Here is an 18617-nt window from a genome sequence, read left to right as displayed (position 1 = left end):
CTCCTTGAAGATTTGGTGCGTATACTATTTAGAGGATGCCTGTTTCTCACTGCATCCTCTGAAAAAGCACTCTTTTGAATTCTGAAAGGGTTTTATGGAAGTGTCAAATATGAATCCGTCTAATCGTCCACCCCAACAGGGGACACCACCAGTATCCAATCCATTGATGGGCACTCCGGGAACAGGGGGGGCGCCCCCGCCACCGGTAAGCCCTCCGCCTCAGACGGTGCAGGTAACAAGCGCACGCCCTGCACCGCTCGATGACGCACATATTGACGATCTACTGCGAATCGTCGTGGAAAAGGGTGCCTCCGACTTGCATCTGGCTGTGGGTATCCCGCCTGTTGTGCGCATTGATGGCGCCCTGCAGCCGCTACCCTTTGAAAAAGTAACCCCACGCGACTCGCAGCGCCTCGTCTACGAAATCCTCACTGACGAGCAGATACAGCGCTTCGAGACCGACCTCGAACTCGACTTCTCCTACCAAATGGCACGGTCGGCTCGTTTCCGTGTAAACGTGTTCCGTGATAAGGGAAATGTGGCGAGCGCTTTCCGCCAAATCCCGCAAAAAATCCCCACCATTGAACAGCTCGGACTGCCGTCTGTGCTTATCGAGTTAACGCGCCTGCCGCGCGGACTGGTGCTGGTAACAGGGCCTACCGGTTCCGGAAAATCCACCACGCTTGCGGCCATGATTGACCGCATCAACTCGGAACAGAGCCGCCATATCATCACCATCGAGGACCCCATCGAGTACCTTCATACGCATAAGTTCAGCATCATCAATCAACGTGAGGTGGGGCAGGACACACGCCAGTTCAGTAAGGCGCTACGTGCCGCTCTGCGCGAAGACCCCGATGTAATTCTCGTTGGGGAGATGCGCGACCTAGAAACCATGCAGATGGCGGTCTCCGCTGCTGAAACAGGGCACTTGGTGTTCGCAACCCTCCACACCAACTCGGCTGCGACGTCGGTGGAGCGCATCGTCGACTCGTTCCCTCCCGGCCAGCAAGAGCAGGTGCGCCTGCAGCTCTCCAATAACCTCCAAGCTATCCTCTGTCAACAGCTGCTGCCGCGTGCCGGCCAACCTGGTCGCGTGTGTGCTATGGAGATCATGAGGGCGAGCCCGGCCATTCGCAACCTCATCCGTGAAAACAAAGCCCATCAGATCACCTCGATGATCCAAACCAGCGGGAGCCTTGGCATGCAGACAATGGATCAAGCCTTGCGCGACCTCTATCTGCGCGGCCTCATTACGCTGGAAGAGGCCATGTCGCGTGCCATGAACCCAACTGAACTCGAAAAGATGATCCGTACCGTTACCATGCCCCAAGGGGGACAACCCGGTGGTCAGGGCGGTATGAACCGATACTAGGAGGCTGCCTATGCCTATCTTTCAGTACACCGTAAGTGATGCCACGGGCAACGTGCGCACAGGGACGTCGGAAGCCGAGAGCGAGGAGATCCTCACGCGTCGTCTGCAAGAACAAGGCTTCCGCGTCACCACAATAAAGAAAACAGGTAAGACAAAAGGAACCACGTCAGGCACCGGCTTTGGCCGTGTAAAGCTGCGCGATGTCGCCATCTTCTGTCGCCAGTTCTCTACCATGATTGACGCGGGCGTCTCGTTAGTGCGTACGCTCGATGTGTTGGGTGAGCAGACCCAAAACCCCAAGCTCCGCCGCATTATCAAAGAGGTTCAAGTGGAGGTAGAGGGCGGTTCTACGCTCTCAAAGGCCATGTCGAAGTACCCTGCCGTGTTCAATAACCTCTTCATCGGGCTTATCCGCGCTGGGGAGGTCGGCGGCGTACTTGAGGAGTCGTTGCAACGCCTCGCACACTTCCTCGAAAAGGATATGGAGCTGCGCCGTAAGGTAAAATCGGCCCTCACCTATCCGACCATCGTCGTGATCGTGGCAGTGCTCATCGTGTTGGGGCTAACCACTTTCATCGTGCCGAAGTTCATAGACCTATTTAAGGATCTGGGAGTAAAAGAGCTTCCTTGGATGACGCAGGTTCTGGTGGACTTCAGCAACTTCCTGAAGAGCAAATGGTACATCGGGCTGCTGATCATCTTCCTCGTGTGGTTTTCCATCAAGATGCTAGGCCGTACCCGCCCCGGTCGGAGGTTCATTGACCGCTTCAAAATCTCCTGGATACCCGTCTTCAGCAAGTTGATCCACAAGGTCACTTTGGCACGATTTGCCCGCACGCTCTCAACGCTGCTCTCCGCTGGCGTGCCCATTCTACAAGCGATGGAGACGGTGGCCGGAGCGGTGGGTAACGTCATTGTCAGCGATGCCATTATGGCGGCACGAGCGCGCATTCGAGAGGGAGAACGAATTAAAGATCCCTTAGAGAAGAGCCGACTCTTTCCGCCGATGGTCGTGCACATGATCTCCATTGGTGAGGAATCGGGTTCGCTCGATCACATGCTGACAAAGGTGGCCGATTTTTACGAGGGCGAAGTGGATGCGCAGCTCCAGTCGCTCACGGCGGCTATCGAGCCGATCATGATCGTGTTCCTGGGGTTCTGCGTAGGTTTTATCGTCATTGCCCTTTTCATGCCGCTCATTCAGGTGGTATCCAACCTAAGCGGTGGCGGCGGTGGCGAATAAGCCCGCCTTAAACAGCTACTCTGTCAGCATAAACCAGGCTCCCTTAAGGGAGCCTGGTTACAGTTAACTTAAGAACTAGCAGTTGACTCAAGAATTTAGAAACAACACCATGATCTTTGTGCCCCTCTGGTTTCTAGGAGGCGTTGCCTTTCTCTGTGGCATCACTATCGGGAGTTTTCTTAACGCAGTTATCTATCGGCTTCCGAAAGGACTATCGCTTTTAGAACCGCGATTTTCTATATGTCCTCATTGCCGACATCGCTTAGGAGCCCTCGATCTGATCCCCCTTTTCAGCTTTCTGATACTGCGTTGCCGATGTCGCTATTGCGGAAAACCCATCGCATGGCGCTATTTCGGGGTAGAGCTGCTGACCGGCGTTCTCTTCACCCTTGTCGTGCTACGCTTTATGGAAGAGGGAGCACTGATCTGCCTTGCTTTACTGGCATATACGGCGGTGCTGATACCGGTGTTTTTTATAGACCTGGCAACTTTTACCATACCGGACACGCTGAACATCCTTCTGTTCTGTATTCCGATAGGGCTAGAGCTTGTCGAATGGGGACGTCATGCCACTATCCATCCGTTTGTAGGAGGATGGCTGCCGGTTTCGATTTGGGGTGCCGTTATCGGGACGCTCCTTTTCGGAAGCATCCGCATTTTAGGTTGGCTCTGGAAGGGCGTTGAGGCCATGGGGTTAGGAGACGTGCTATTAGGGCGCGGCATGGGCGCCATGCTCGCCCTACAGGTGACACATAGTGAAAATCCATTGCGGCTGCTGCCGGTGTGGGTAGTGCTATCGTGCCTGGCAGGTCTCATCGTAGGGCCTGTTTTAATCTATCTTCGGAGGCATCGCTCATCGAACCATCAAGAGGAGCTAGCCTTGGCCGAGGGAGAACAAGATGGCGAGCATGTTAGCCCAGCAGGCTATCTGCTTCACGAGGTTTGGGCTATCGTTTGGTGCCTTATCCTGGGCGACCTTTGGGCTTATCTAGGCGATCTTTGGAAACGATGGAGGGGGGAAAAGGTAGTCCAAGAGAACCCCGCAGCCGAAGATTGGGTGCCTGCGCCCACAGCCATTCCCTTCGGCCCTTTTCTTGTAATCGGCTTCTTCCTAACACTGTTTTGGGGAAATGCACTGGTCAACGCCTATCTCGCTTATGCGTTTTCCCGATAAGGAACCAAAAAAAGACAAACGTCGTCAAACTTCAACGGAGGCGTGCTATACTTCTGTAGAGGGAGTTTTTAGGGGAGCTCGTGCCATGTTTTTGCCATCTGTTCAAAAGAGTCGATCGGCCTTTACGCTGATCGAGATGCTTGTTGTCATAGCCATTATTGCCATACTTGCCGCTATTCTGTTTCCTGTTATCAGTAGGGCAAGGGAGCAGGCTCGCGAGTCGACCTGCATGTCCAACATGCACGATATCTATGTAGCCCTCAGGCTTTATGAAACGGATAATCATTTGTATCCACCTGTATTATGGCAGTTTGCAGGCATATCTGGCTATAAACCTCTGTTTGGTGCCAAGCTTCTCAACAGTGACGCCACTTTCTCCTGCCCTGACAACCCGACTAACAACCAGACTCTCACCGTTAACCAGGTCGTGTACCCGGCCACTGCTAGCTCGACATTAGCGAACCAGCCGGTTGTCTACACGCCACTCATGCAGCATAATGCTGGCAACGCTGTGACGCTGCCGGTAGGGACGGCTGCTTCCTACTATCCGTTCGACTCATACGATATCGGTCCTCAACTGGATAGCAACGGCAATCCGGTGCGCAATGCAGGCGGCTACGTTTACGAACTGCACTACAGTCTGGACTGGACAGGTGCATCGGGGCCTGGGGATGCCCCGAACCAACTTAAGTATGCCGAGACAGCAAACCCATCGCAAACGGTTATCACTTGGTGTACTTATCATGCTGCAGTGAATGGAGTAGACAAAACGCTCGTAATTTTCCTAAACGGTACCGCAAAGGCGGTGGATGCAAAAACTTTTGCGCAAAAGGGGCCGCTCAAATTCGCCCAGTGACAACGTCATTATCATGGTGAGTCCAATAGAAACTACAAAAAGCTGCAAGGAGGCTTGCCAATGTGCATGAGCAGCGAAATGGGGGTAAAAATGCCTGGAAAGTCGCACACAACTGCAGTACGTGCTTTTACGTTGGTGGAACTTCTTACTGTCATCGCGATCATTGCTGTCTTGGCAGCCATTCTCTTTCCGGTATTCGCGGCTGCCCGGGAGCAGGCCCGCCAAGCGACGACGATGGGTAATATGCACGATGTATATGAGGCCGTTCGGCTCTATCATGAGGATGAGGGAACTTATCCACCAGCCCTTTTTGGCTACGCTGAAACGGCGCTGACGAACGTCCAACCTGGAATGCCATCAGGAGAACCGGCGCTTCCTGGTGACCCTATTGTGCCGATGGGGCAGGCAACCGAGTATTTTCAGGCTACAGGCGTAGGTGCCTACCTCTATCCGAACAAATTAAAAGACCTGAATGCCTTCTTCTGTCCTGATAACCCAACACACAACCAAACACAAGTGACGATCGCCTACTGGCCGCTTACACTGACGAATGGCCAACTCGTTCCGGTTACATGGGTACAGGGAAATAACAACACCAATCCACCACCCGCCTGTCCTAACTATTCTGATCCTGATCTGCCGACACGACAACCGAACGGCCCTAACCCTGGGGCCACGTATGTGGGTCAACCCAAGCTCTTCTATGTTATGGATAGCATGGATATTGGTCCTTTGCTGGATAGCAATGGCAACTGGATGCACGATGCCAATGGAAACCCTCTTTATGAGTATCACTATGCGGTGGACTGGACTCACCAACTGTATAATCAAAAAAATGGATGTGATACTACGGCGCAGGTGCCTGTATACGGGCTGCCATCCAATCCGCCAGTGGTATTGAGTAATCAGTTAAAATACAAAAATCCGTCTCCTGAAACCACCGTTATTACATGGAACACCTATCATGCGGGGGTGGCTCATTCTGGCAACGTCATTGTGTTGTTGCTTTCCGGCACGGCCAGAAAAATAAGTCTGCAACAGGCACAACAGCAGCTGCCTCTTAACTATCACTAAAAGCGTTTACCGCTCGCCTCTGTAGGGGCAACTCAGCTAGGTGCCCCTACGGGCTTCCTCCTTTTCCCTGGTGCGGGAAGATTGGCCATTTGGGATATCTGCTTCCTCCCTCGATGAGGGAATGGTGCTTTACCTCAGAACGTTTTGTGGGTTTTCTAGAAACCCCATACCGGCCGTGAGGGGAAAGTGGCTGTTGGCAAAAACATCGTTCGCTAGGACGCACAGCATAAGATACCCCTTTCACTTTATCTTCATCCAGGAGCGAATTAGGACCGTAAGCGGGTTCGAGCGCCCAAGTTTAAGATAAGCGCAGGGCCGATTCGGAATATGGAACAATTTTTGCGGTGCGGTAGTCTCAAAAGAAGGAAAAACAGGAGTTTAGGGAGAACAGTGTTAGCGCTGCCGTGGTGGCGCCTGGGAGAAGGCAATTGACGATGAAACCGTCTTATTCCTATAAGGAACCGCCCCTGAAACGACTTGCTTGGCGGATTCCTTTAGACACCCCAAATAAGGCCCGCTTGCGTAGGCGTGGCTTTTCACTTATCGAAACTCTGGTGGCAATGGTGATATTAGCCATCGGTATTCTTTCTCTGGTAAGCCTTTTCCCCGGTGGCTTCGTTGTGCTGCAGCGTACCAGCGAAATGTCTGTAGCACAAATTTTGGCTAACGAGCAACTCTCCAGCCTGCGCCATATGGAGGGGCCTCCTATTGCCGTGCTCTCCGCGTTACCTAAAGCGGATGGCACCATTCAGGTGCTTAATGGTACCAACCCAGACGACCTCAGCCCGGCGACACCGCAGGAGTTAAGCGCCCTTCAGGCACAGTACAATTTCACCCTGCCTGCCGGCTATCTGCCCTACTTTTTCTCCGATGTCAATCGCATTCGCTACATTCAAGGGGAATCGTTTACTATCCCTGTGGAGGCTAGTGGGGCTGGAGGCTCGATCCATATTCTACAATACGGCCCTGTTTATAACGTGTTCCATACCGATAGCAATGGAAACCCCGCAGACAGTCTTAACGTTTACGGTCCTCCAATGACCCGCCTCGTGGAGGATTCGCAGCCCAACATTAACAATCCAAACCCTATTCCCGTGCTCAACGCTTCTGACGAGTACGCGATTGATTACGCGCACAACCAGATCGCCTTTTATCCACGTCCGGCACCCAATCCAAATGAAAATCGGCCCAATTTTCGTCTCTTTTTCATGCGCTATCGAACCTATCAGACGGATGCCAATGGCTATCCAATTCCCAGCACCTATCAAACCCAAACCATAACAATTACTGTGCCTGATATTCCGGCCGGTCAGCCGCTCGTTCCTATTTGGCAACCTATTTTTCCAAATACATCCCCGCAGCCAAACATTGACCCTTACAGCGAGCAGGTAAGCCGCCAGTTCCGGCTTGTCTCCACGACACCGGGGCCGAACCCGCCGTTCACTGATGACCCCTATGAATATGCCTGGCTGAGCCCTCAAGAGCCGAATAATGCTAATCGTGGAGTGTTGATCTTCAATCCGCTCGGGCATATCTCTTCACCCACACCAACGGCCAGCGGGACATTGGCACAGCCTCAAAATCTTGTGGCCTACGTGGACTACTTGACCTATGATAACCACATCATTCGGGACGACTCGGTCATTCCAAGCCAAGCCCCTTATACCATCCGTCTCGCATTAGGGCATATTCTTTCTCAAGGCGATATCTTGCCCGATCAAACCACCTATAATGGCCTCTTTCATAACGATCCTGCCGATACCGCTCCAGATGATGCCGACCTGATCGTGCAGGACATGGATAACGGGCAACAGTTGTGCCGCATTGTGGCCGGACAGAGCACCCCGGGTAGTCTTGTCGCTGCCACTTTGGATGCAAAGAACGGTATCTTAACCTTTAGCCAGCCCGGCATCGAAAACAACGGCCTCCAGAACGTTCCCATACGTATCTTCTATAGAGCCGACAGGCGCTGGGGAATGCAGATACAGATGGCAGTCCCCTACTATTCTATAGTGAGCAGCCCTGCTCAAATCACTTCGACAAGCTGTTGGATTGGGGATGGTACCAATGGCTCTTCGCCGACTCGGATCTACTTTGCTCTCAGCGAGGCCGGTAAGACGATCACCATCGGTGAGCTTCACTACGCAACCGCTAACACGAACCCCAACGATCCCACGACTTATGGGGTTGCTCATAACGTGACGCTGCAGATTAGCGACGTCAATAGGGTGGATGTGGTGAATGGGGCGCGATACGTTTACGCAGATATCACCGATCAAATTCCCAATGCGACCGCCCTTTCGGCTGTGCCGACAGGAAGAGCCGTGGACTATGTGTCCGGTATATCAGTGCGTAGTCGCGTGGTTTGGAGTGACCCGGGCAGTCCGAACGCGATTTTGTGGCGGCGTATCGATCGGGACACGGTGTTGACACGACAGAGCACGCTCTAGACCCTCTGTTGCCTAGTGTGAAGGAGCTGGAAATGATGGTAGGGACCTATTCAAAGAGAAGAAGTACAGCGATACAGGCATTCTCGCTGATTGAGCTGCTTGTGGTGATCGCCATTACCTCTATCTTATTGGTGATCATCACGAAGCCTCTCATAGATGGTTTTAACCTTGTGAACCGTGCCAGCACGCAGATCGAGAGCCAGGATACAGCTCGTGATACCCTACGGGAACTGTCTACTCAGCTTTCAAACGCGGTTTTTGTCTACGACAATAACACACCTCAAACCAAAATCAATCTCTGGCTCTACGACCAAAAAGGAAATCCCTACCTCACTTCTGTTCCCTATGGTCTCATCGAGTTTGTCGCTCCAGGCCTTCAGGGTGAGCAGGGCAATAACCCGAACCAGCCGATAGACCCGACCACCGGTCTGCCCATTGTGCCCGGTGCCCAGGTCGCGCTGCCTTTGGCGCCGGGACGAACGATAACACGATTCTTTATTGGGCTGCATGATAATCGCTCAGGTGTGGATACCTCCGGTTACCAACAGAGCGGCATGCCGGTAGATGGCCAAGGAAACTACCACGGCTATGCCAATCGCTGGACGGATCCCCAACTTGCCCCGAAAGATAACCGAATGACACTCTATCGGGTAGAGTTTACCCCCTATATTCCCGATCCGGATAACCCAAGTACTTTCATTCCCAATCTCTCTCTACTGCATACCGGTACAAACCCAAACGCGCCTACCGACACGAAAACCGATCCCCTCATCCTTGACGATCCAAACTTTTTCTATGATGCCACAAAAGCAGGAGCAGGAGATACGGGTGACCCGAAATGGGGCGTGCCGGGATGGCAGAAGATCGCCGAACGCTATGGAATGCCAACAACGGTGGTCTATCGCTGGGAGAACTGGGCTGCCCTGGCGCAAAACCTGATTCAGGCCAATAAAGGGGACGCTATCTATCTTGATAGAGATAACAACGGCAACATCGTCTATGATGCCAATGGGCATCCGACACCTCATCTTCTCATTAGCTTCGTTCCCTCCTCGGTGCAAAACGAAGCGGCAACCCCCATGAGTGCAAGCGCTGCAGGAGATGAGATGCCTTACTCTGCGCCTCCTCTTTATCAGGCAAGGTATGGAGCCTGGGCCACACCTTATGGGGTTTCCGTCTATCGTTCAAGCACGCCTGGTGCGGATCCCCTCTCCCAAAATCCGTTGACTTACTTCCAGTACTATGTGGATGCGGCCGGGAATGGACACATTGTAGCGCAGACGGTTAATCAGGGAGCGCAACCTCCAGACCCCACGACGCTTACTGATATTGGGCCCGATCCAAATCCTCTCGGTTTTTGGACGAACCTGAATGTAAAGTTCGCTTTTACCGTAGACCCTGTGTCCGGACTCGTCAATTTCGCGTTTCCGCAATGGGTTCTGAACCTGCAGAGCGGCTATAAGGGGCCGCAAGTCTATTTCCCTGCCGATATCAATGCGGGCTATAGCGGAACCTATAACTCACGCTACATTCTACTCTCCGATCTCAGTGGCGCACCTGCGGAACGCGCTAGTACCGTGTCTCCGCTTGGATACTTCCTGAATTCGGTGGGAGTAACGCCGGAGATCGTGCCTGGAAGCGAGGTCGTTGTTGGACCCGATCAGCGCCCCGGTGCCCACTATGGCTACGCCATTCAGTACACACGAGTGCCATCGAGCCAAGACGTGATAGGGCCGAACCAGTATAAAATCAACTATGTGCCGCTGCCGGGCTCTAATTCAAACGACCCACGTCTTATGGTGGGGTATATCGCCTTTGATAACCAGCCGGAGACATTACAATCCTCTGGTGGTGATGACCCAGTCAACGGCCTGTTCTATCGGCACAATCTGCCTACAAAGAAGGTCGTCAACGGTCAGGATGTGCCTGCCGACCCGGTGCAAGTGACCTATCAGTTCCAGCTCAACGAGCCTTCGGATGTGGTGAAGGTGAACTATCGTACGCGTAGCCTGATAGACGTGGTGCTGAACGCGCGCCTGTTTGACCCCTCTTCGGCGACAGCCCAAGATACCAGTCTCGTCTCTAAGGTGCGCGTGCGGAACCTTCAGCGCTAAAATGTCTTCTAAATGAGTGGCTACTGCTAGTATCATCAAGATTTTTCGAACCGTTTTGGGTCGAATAGACGAAAAAACTATGTCCAATCCGAAGATATCCTTTGATCGCTTTTTTAAGCGTCGCACTGCCGAACGCGGCCAAACACTCGTCATCGCCTTGGCGGTGATGTTCTTCTTGCTGGTGATCGGGGGGCTTTTCGTAGCTCGCATCGCTCGCAACCTCGTTGTTGCTGGCAACAGTCGCGATTCGGCAGAGGCGCGACAGCTTGCTCAAGCCGGTTTGGACTATTGCAATACCATGCTCAATAGTAGTCTGGAAGGGGCGGATTGGCGTCCTAATCCAACCCCTCCTGTTAGCCCTACCGACCCCGATTACTTCTGGTTGATTCGTGGGTTTTCCCGCATTCTCATGAAGGGTGGGCGTGCCCTGGTACGTGTGGCCTACGATCCCAACCCGAACAATCCTTTAGGTCAAGCCCTCACCATCGAATCGGTAGGGCGCCCTGGAGAACTTCCTAATCCTCCCGGCAGTGACCCAACCGTTTTCGTCCCAAACGGCAACTCGCCCACCCTACGAAGCGAGCTGGTGGCCTATAAAGAGATTGGACTAACAGACTATGGGCTTTATATTACCGGTAAAGACCGACGTACTGTGCCAAACTATGTGGGAACACCCTCTATTGGTGCCTACCCAGCCACCGTGCTGGGCAACCCCATGCTCGGCTTTGCTCCATATGCCAATGGGGCTGCACAGGTGGGCAACCAACGGTTTTCCCTCTTTGGCTTTCCTATCTACTGTAACGGCGATCTCACTTTTGGGGGGGATACCTATCTTTATGAGAGCCATCGGGGTGGCAACCCCGGGGTGATTCAGGAGGGGGTGTTCGTAAACGGCAAAATTCGTGTGGCCTCTAACCACCCGCAGGCTTTTTACTCTACCCTAGACGACACGGCGCTTCCTGCCTATCTTAACGAGCCCATCAATCTGCCGCCGACGTTGCTATCCCCAAACAATAACGGAGGAGCCGTTATCCCCTCCGATGGCATTGTGGTTCAGCAACAGAACCTTGCGTTTAACACCTATGGTGGCATCATTCGAGATGCCGCCGGCTCTAGCGATGCCAATGGATTTACCCGCAGTGTTCCGCGCCTCGACCCACCTAGTCTCGATACCGATCTCTACAACAGTACCGATCTTCGCTATCGCGTGCTCGCGAAAAACTCGGGCTTTTTAGTCCGCTTGCCAAACGGTAGCCAGTTCAATACAGGGCAGTATGGGCTAGGTTCCAATATCTACATAGATAATCAAACCGATCTGCAGAAAGAGACCGGTGTACCGGGAGTGAATGGCGGCTACTCGTTGAGAGCTAATTGGATAGACCCCGGAGCGGTACATAACTACTGGAATGGGCCATTTTACGTGCCGCCAGGGGTAGAGGTGACGCTTCTTGGTAATGCTATTCGACTGCGACGTCATGATGGCAAAGTATTTTATAATCCGGATGGCTCGTCTGCCGGGAGTAGTATCACTATTCCACTGTGGGATTATGCACGAAAGCAGATGGGGTTGCCGCCTCTGCCGCATGATGGAGATGACCCTACAGCGCGTCAGGCTGCCGGCTTGCCCGCTATAGGTGGTGATCCAAATGCCTATGGAGTTAATCTAACTCTGTTTGCCGAGGGTAATATCATCGTTCATGGCGTCTATGGAGCGATCACGAATGTTCAAGATAAGACAGAGAGCGCCACGGTAAGCAAACTTGCGCGAGTTCATATCACTCTGGTAACCCGTGGTACAGCCTATATTGACGGCAGCGTAGTGGCCGGCGATGGCTATGTGGATGCGAACGGCGGCATTCATATGGAGCACGCATCTACTTGCGCTATCCTTGCTGAGGACTACGTCTGTGTAAATACCACGCAGTTCATGCGCACCGTCTCGGCCAATGTCTTTAGTCGGGTGAACCCAGATTTGCCGATCTTCTCTACTCCCATTGGGGTGGGAAGCGAATCGTTACCCTATTTGGATATGGAGTTTAACTGGGGGGTCAACCCATCCACATATACCTCCAACGGGCAGCCTGTACCTATCTTCCTTATGATACGTCATGCGGCAACAGGCCCAAACCCAACCTTCTTCAACCTGCTGGTAAATCCAGGTCTTACCAACAATCCTAACAACGCTCTCTATCTTTTTCCGTTCTTCTTAGGGTTCGGCAATAGCCCGTCGCCGACAGGTGCTTTGGGGATTTTACCGCAGGTTCCGGGGCTACCTTTAGATGATTCGTCGATTCTACCGCGCTTCCAGCAGATCGGACTTTTGATCAATGGCCCACAGCCGAGCTATCCCGGCATTTTTTCCTCCAATAACTTCTTTGCCCCTCAAAACTATCCACCGATTAACTCTCCTGGATACGATAATCTCTTGCGCTTCCAGTTCGATCAGACGGCACAACAGCTTTCTGGTTCGCGGATCAGCGGTAGCGACTACCAGCTGAGCACGGCGATGATCACCCCGCTTGATGTACGCATCGAGGCCTTACTTTATGCTCAAAACCGCTCTTTCTTTGTGATACCGGGCTATGCTTTTAATCCGGATGCCAACGATTCTCGGTCGGCCTATCTGGCGCGCAATAACGTGCGTGTCTCCTATAACGCGCAAGATATCGCGGATTTGGCCAATTCAACGCCATCGGCGGAACGCGCGTCGAAGGATGTGTTTCCGTTCTACGATGAACCACCCGATGTGCGCATCACGATTTGGGGCGCAATAGCAGAGAACTATACAGCCTCGGAGGGTGATCAGGCCGCCTGGATGCATCGCTGGGGCTATATTCCACAATACTATGGCTCGACGGCCTACTACCAGAACACGGCAGCACGTGTTCAGGTGCCGGATGATCACCTCTACAACAGAGATTTTGACGACCCGAACGCGCCTTTCGAAGGGTACGATCCAGGACAGGATAATACGATAGATTATCGTACTCCCCTGGAACAACAAAACCCCAACTATCTGCAAAACGTCACTGCCGACCCTGCACTGGCCATAACCAACGGCCTGCGCTACGAGTATGCGCCGATCCTAGCTATGCCTTACTATCATGCTACCGACCTTTCTTTGGCTAACTCGGCGCTTCTACGGCGACAGAGAGCTTTGCGGGTGAACATCATTCAAACAACAGGGGCCGACGGTACACCCTACACGTTTATTCAGACACTACCACCAATTCCCGATCTGCCTATGTGTCCAAACTATCTGTACGCGGGTGAAAACTCGACAAAGATCGGAACCGACCCGACGGATACTGACAACTTGAGCTATCTTACTGCTTTCGGAGGCTAGGCATTCCTATGAGGGCCGAAGAAGAGGGCATTGTGTTGGATAAGGATAAACCGGCTATGAGACACAAAATATCTCCGCTACAACTTTTAATGGGGCTGTTGCTAGGGGTGTTAGCCCTTATCTTGTCTTGTTCTATGGCGACTGCCGATGCCACACGCTACACCACACAAACCCGGCAGATCAAGGCGTGCGTGTTGGTTTCCAACGCGACTTCGCGGGTGGCGAATGGGCAAGTTATTAAGAACGATCCGGTGCCTTATCTCTTCTATGCTCTTGATGCGCGTACGGACTATAAACCGGCGGGTTGGCAGTTCGTGAACCCTCTAGCTCCCTCTACGATCACTCAGGACATCTATAATCGTTGGCTGGCACGACAGATCAATCCTGACCCCGCCTTTCAAAACGGCACACCCCAGTCCCTCATCTTTCGTGTAGGTGCACCCGTTAGCAAAAATATGGGTGCCTATTGGGAAGAAGATCTCGACACGATAAGCCAACAAGCGCTTGATAGTTATAATATAGCTTTTCTTCCGCTGCAAGGGGGTCGTTTAGGGACAGGCACAATTCAGTTCGACGAAAACGAGGTCGAAAAACTGCGCCAGTTTGTGGATTCAGGGGGAATCCTCTGGATAGAGAACGATGGAGCTGCCGGCTTTACCAACGATGGGGGTAACTTCCTTTTTCCGTTGCAGCTAACATCTGCAGCGGATAGCCTTTCGCTCAATATCCTACAACCGCTCTCCACTCTTTTCAACGATCCTTATCCGCTCTCAGTAGCGGATACGGCGAACTTTGTGCATACTTTTAGCGGGAGCATCTTCACCGCTTTAGGAGGAGGGCTTGTTGACCCTCACACGGTGACCCCCCTATTGGGCACCACGGTTCCCTTTGTCTATGCGGGCAACTATGGGGCTGGCCATATTCTGCTTTCCGGTGTTGGCATTGCGGCGGCGATCAATGCAGCTCTTGGTGCTCCAAATCCCATCAGCGTCACGGGCAGCGCCAACGATGGAGCTGTTAGCGGTGATACCGTGATCGCTGTTCCCACCACACCGCTTAAGTTTGCCTACAACGTTGCCGCGTGGACAGGAGCGATGCCGGCTGCAAATGCCAACTCCCATCGCGATGCGTCCACCCAAGAGATCATCGGAGCGAACTTGGAGACGGCTTGGGCTACCGTGCCTCTAAACAATCCTCCCAATCCTGGCTCCGGAGTGGCCATCGACCAGAACGTCGCCGCCTATGTAGACGGAAACAACGGACTTCACGTTTATAACCTGCATCCGGGGCAAGCCTTAACGGGTTTTTCCCTTTTTTCTGATAATGGAATTCCCGACTTCGTGTACGGTACTCCCTATGATGAGATATGGAACACGTTTTTAGGGGCTAACGGTCGCTACGCCACACCGCTATTAGCTTCGGTAACGAACCCAGCCAACGGTCAAACTGTGGAGATATGTGCTGTTACAAACTCGTTAGGGGTAACCGGTGTGTTTAATGCGCTGCCCGGGTTCCCCGGGCCTCTGCAGTCCACCTCACCGTTGCTCTTTCAGATAGGGCAGGCTGGGCAGCCCGATGCGGCCATTGATGACACGACCTCGCTTCTTGAACCGCTTCCGGTACCTGCACCGGCCTACGCTGGAGGGGTGCTTTTTGCACCGGTCTATGATAATGCCAACAACGATGCCGGTCATGCCTGGCACGTGGTGGCCGTGGATCTTTTGGGTTCCTTAGAGGCAGGGCAAACCGTTAACGCCTTTTCTAACAACGCAAATGGGGTAGCTCCTTCGGTAGCACCAAGCGCCTTGGCAAATGGATTGGCCGACCTTGTCGGGCCACTGACGGTTGGATGGGTGCCCGATCAACAGACTGGAGCAGAGGATGAAGTGGTCTATGCGGCTGCGCAAGCCGAGCCAAACGGAGCGCCTGCATCGCAGGGTCAAATCGTGGGGCTTTGGTTCGCAACCAAAAATGAGCCATTACAGCCGGTAGACCAACCTAAAAACGGTCTTAATTTTCAGTTTGAGCCGCACGGCGCGCGCGCCTGGGTGCCGTGGTATGTCACTGCACCAAGCGGTGCTAACACGCTTGACTTGACACCTGTGGTACACGTTACCGAAACCGATACGACTACAGGTAATGTCATAGATGTGAAAACCTATCACCTCAGTGACGGCGTCTTTACAGTGAGCTACAACGGTCCTCCTCCTCCCGATGGAACCGGTTCGCCAAGCGGACATCAAATGGTAGTGACCTTCAACGCGAACAATGGGATTCTACTGAACGATACCCAAAACCATATCGTTCGCACGGTCAGCGTGGATTACACACTCGATTGGCCGGGAGATGCGATCAACGGTATAAGCCCAAGCCAACAAGATATGCAGATCTTCATTCAGCGGCGGACGTTTACGTTGTATCCGGAAAGCTCTGTCTCCTCTCCACACTATCTTACTGGCGGAGTTGTGCTGGATAATCAGGGAGCGGCTGTTTTTGCTTCCTCACCGCAAGGCCTTACGGACAAGGTGTTGATCGCGGGCAATCCGCTTCCCGATCGGATCTACAGTGTTACCGGCCAATACTCAACGTTAAGCGGCCCTACCTCCGGGCAGGTTGTTAACTGGATGTTCTCACCGATGTATGGAGGCACTTTCGACGGCAACACCATTCGTCCAAGGTTGGTTTATACCGATCCAACTACCAATGTGCAAGCGCCTATCGTCCAGTTTCGTGTGATAGGACAGCCTGCGCTACAGAGCGGTATGGTGTATGTGGTTGGAGTGGCTACCGATGCTAATGGGGATAAATTTACAGCTATCCTCGCTCTCAACAGCCAGATCAACCCTATTGTACCATTGAACCCTCCTATTCTCTACAAAACGTCACCGACGGCCGCACCCGTTCAATTGGCTGTGCAGCAGCCCGATTTCGTTAACTCCAGTACGTCGCCTGCCTATATTACGCTTCCGGCCGGCACCGGCTACACGCTAGATACACAGACCGATACAAACGGCCAAGTGTTTGTAACGGCCATCCGTATTTTAAACATGCGGCCGATCAATGGCATTGATGCCTTCAATACAGCGCTACCTATCTTCATCTCTTTGGGCAATACAGGGGTACGCCAGGCAATTTATGGCAGTAACGGCTTCGGCCCGCTCGATAACTTGGCTTGGTACCTGCTCATACCCACCTTTGGTGTTCAGGCTACACCGCTTCCTGCCTCGGGGCCAACGGTTGCCGCGCAAACGCTCTATTACGGCACGGTAGATGGACGTATCGCCGCCGTGGATTTGAACGCCGCTCAACAAGGCAAAATCAGCGTTCGTGTGATAACCACTCTTACCAATCCGAGCAACGGAAGTCCACTTACACAAGTTGTGATCAACCCACCGGCGGCAGCTCAGGGCATTGTGGCCGTCGGCTCTGGAGCCGGCATTGCCGCCTTGAACAATCAGTTGACCGTTGTGGCCGATGCAAATCGCATTTTGGAGGTAGATGCCGGTGGCAACGCCGTCTGGAGCCTCAACACTACCCAAGCGGTTTCTGTAAACGGGAATACAATAAGCGCTGTAAGAGTGCCCTTCCGTCAACCTTCATCGTTGAGTCAACTGGGGGAGGGAAACTATGTCGTGGCCGATTCGGGCAACAATCGCGTTGTTGTATTTGACCCCTCTGGTACCGTGCTGCAAGAGATAACGACTTTCAATAACGACATTCAGGCGCTTCGCCCCGGAGAGCCGCTGGCTCTGAATCATCCTACCGATGCCCAAATCTATACCGATAGTCAAACAAACGGCACCATTACGATCCTAAGCCGAATCACTGGGGTTACCTATACTTATACGGGCCCTTACTATGCAGTTCACTACGTGATAGCCGACGCCGGAAACTACCGTGCTGTCGAGATCGTGGATGTGTTCAACCCAAATACAGGGCAGTATATCCAACTACAGCCAAATAACGCGAACTATCCAGCTGTTACCATGTATCACCAGGTGATCTTTACCACACGCTCGTTAGGGGAACAAAACGGGAGTTTTCGCTATCGAACTATACAGCAGTTCGTAGATCCAACCAATCCGAACCAGATTGATATGGTGGCGGCCGTGAGCGATGTTAGCTTACCAACGGTCTCTGGTGGACAAACGGTTGCAGATCCGCTAAGCAATCAAGAAAGCTTGGGGGGAGCGCTCATGATTTTGTCACGATACAGCTATTTTGGACCAAACGGGAATACCGATGGAAATGTGATCGCCTCCCTCAGCCAGCTTAAACTCTATAACGCACAAGGGCAGTTCGTCTCCTATGTACCGGTAAGCAATCCGGTATTCTTCCGCGCGTTTCCTTACACCGACCCGAAAACAGGCAATCGCACCATTCATTATCTGTTGGCGGATAATGCCGGATGCTATGAGTTAGCACCGGATGCAGATGGAAAAAACCTCGATATCGTATGGCAGCTTACCGATGCGGACTACTACTATTTAACCGGCCGACATCTTCATGCCGTGAGCATTCAGCGCCTACCGCAAGCCGACTACAGTCCTGTGTTGGGGCGGTTTGTTCCGCACTATCTCATTACCAACGCTTACACCGGCCCAGATAACGTGGTAGAGGCGTTTGGGAACTATCCCAATGTAAGAGATGGCGAGGTGCATGGAGAGGTATTCGAGATACGTGGAATAGACTACTATGCGACGGCAACAGGGCCTAACGGCATCTATAATGGATATCAAAATGCAGGAAGGCTCTATGCTCCAGGCCCCGGCCCAGCGCCCTTCCAAAACCAAACGCTGCTACTTGGCAACCCGTTGAGCTGCATCGTACGTATGGTGCCACATGAAACCTTAATCCAAACGGATGCGGTAGGGAATCTGTTACAACTGCCCATTTTGCGCAGTATAAGCTTTACGGGCAGCAATGCTTCAAACTTTACATTACAAGATCCAAAAGCAAGTCTTCAGCCTTAGGAAAAAGATGAG

The 18617-nt window shown here is 52.8% G+C and carries 9 protein-coding genes; all 9 read left to right on the top strand.

Translation table 11 applies throughout. The features are described from left to right. Positions 1–109 precede the first annotated feature (109 nt). The 9 genes from CCALI_RS05865 (at position 110) to CCALI_RS05825 (ending at position 18605) form a co-directional block, all read left to right on the top strand. Positions 110–1375, top strand: a complete 1266-nt coding sequence (locus CCALI_RS05865) for a type IV pilus twitching motility protein PilT (RefSeq protein ID WP_075163801.1) — start codon at positions 110–112, stop codon at positions 1373–1375. Between the two features lie 10 nt (positions 1376–1385). Next, positions 1386–2618 carry a type II secretion system F family protein gene (locus CCALI_RS05860; RefSeq protein WP_016482553.1) on the top strand — a complete coding sequence of 411 codons (1233 nt, stop codon included), beginning with the start codon at positions 1386–1388 and terminating at the stop codon, positions 2616–2618. A gap of 82 nt (positions 2619–2700) precedes the next feature. Continuing rightward, complete coding sequence (locus CCALI_RS14970; RefSeq protein ID WP_052572342.1) at positions 2701–3792, top strand: prepilin peptidase; 1092 nt, start codon at positions 2701–2703, stop codon at positions 3790–3792. 85 nt (positions 3793–3877) lie between these two features. Beyond that, positions 3878–4648, top strand: coding sequence for a type II secretion system protein (locus CCALI_RS14965; RefSeq protein ID WP_016482551.1), 771 nt, complete (start codon positions 3878–3880; stop codon positions 4646–4648). Positions 4649–4714: 66 nt separating this feature from the next. After that, positions 4715–5722, top strand: coding sequence for a prepilin-type N-terminal cleavage/methylation domain-containing protein (locus CCALI_RS16600; RefSeq protein ID WP_231724012.1), 1008 nt, complete (start codon positions 4715–4717; stop codon positions 5720–5722). Between the two features lie 434 nt (positions 5723–6156). Continuing rightward, on the top strand, positions 6157–8172 hold the full coding sequence (locus tag CCALI_RS05840; RefSeq protein WP_016482549.1) for a prepilin-type N-terminal cleavage/methylation domain-containing protein: 2016 nt from the start codon (positions 6157–6159) through the stop codon (positions 8170–8172). Positions 8173–8204: 32 nt separating this feature from the next. Further along, positions 8205–10286, top strand: a complete 2082-nt coding sequence (locus tag CCALI_RS05835; RefSeq protein ID WP_016482548.1) for a PulJ/GspJ family protein — start codon at positions 8205–8207, stop codon at positions 10284–10286. 79 nt (positions 10287–10365) lie between these two features. Beyond that, positions 10366–13632 (top strand): hypothetical protein, encoded by a 3267-nt coding sequence (locus CCALI_RS05830; protein WP_016482547.1) that lies wholly within the window; start codon positions 10366–10368, stop codon positions 13630–13632. Positions 13633–13688: 56 nt separating this feature from the next. Then, positions 13689–18605: an NHL repeat-containing protein gene (locus CCALI_RS05825; RefSeq protein WP_172636632.1), complete on the top strand. Its 4917-nt coding sequence runs from the start codon at positions 13689–13691 to the stop codon at positions 18603–18605. The last annotated feature ends 12 nt before the right edge of the window (positions 18606–18617 follow it).

Source organism: Chthonomonas calidirosea T49, assembly GCF_000427095.1.
GTDB lineage: Bacteria > Armatimonadota > Chthonomonadetes > Chthonomonadales > Chthonomonadaceae > Chthonomonas > Chthonomonas calidirosea.
This window is presented reverse-complemented; position numbering and strand designations above follow the sequence as displayed.

Coding starts and splice junctions, on each gene's coding strand:
- CCALI_RS05825 (WP_172636632.1), top strand. CDS start 13,689: ATGAGACACAAAATATCTCCGCTACAACTTTTAATGGGGCTGTTGCTA.
- CCALI_RS05835 (WP_016482548.1), top strand. CDS start 8,205: ATGATGGTAGGGACCTATTCAAAGAGAAGAAGTACAGCGATACAGGCA.
- CCALI_RS16600 (WP_231724012.1), top strand. CDS start 4,715: ATGAGCAGCGAAATGGGGGTAAAAATGCCTGGAAAGTCGCACACAACT.
- CCALI_RS14965 (WP_016482551.1), top strand. CDS start 3,878: ATGTTTTTGCCATCTGTTCAAAAGAGTCGATCGGCCTTTACGCTGATC.
- CCALI_RS05840 (WP_016482549.1), top strand. CDS start 6,157: ATGAAACCGTCTTATTCCTATAAGGAACCGCCCCTGAAACGACTTGCT.
- CCALI_RS05865 (WP_075163801.1), top strand. CDS start 110: ATGAATCCGTCTAATCGTCCACCCCAACAGGGGACACCACCAGTATCC.
- CCALI_RS05860 (WP_016482553.1), top strand. CDS start 1,386: ATGCCTATCTTTCAGTACACCGTAAGTGATGCCACGGGCAACGTGCGC.
- CCALI_RS05830 (WP_016482547.1), top strand. CDS start 10,366: ATGTCCAATCCGAAGATATCCTTTGATCGCTTTTTTAAGCGTCGCACT.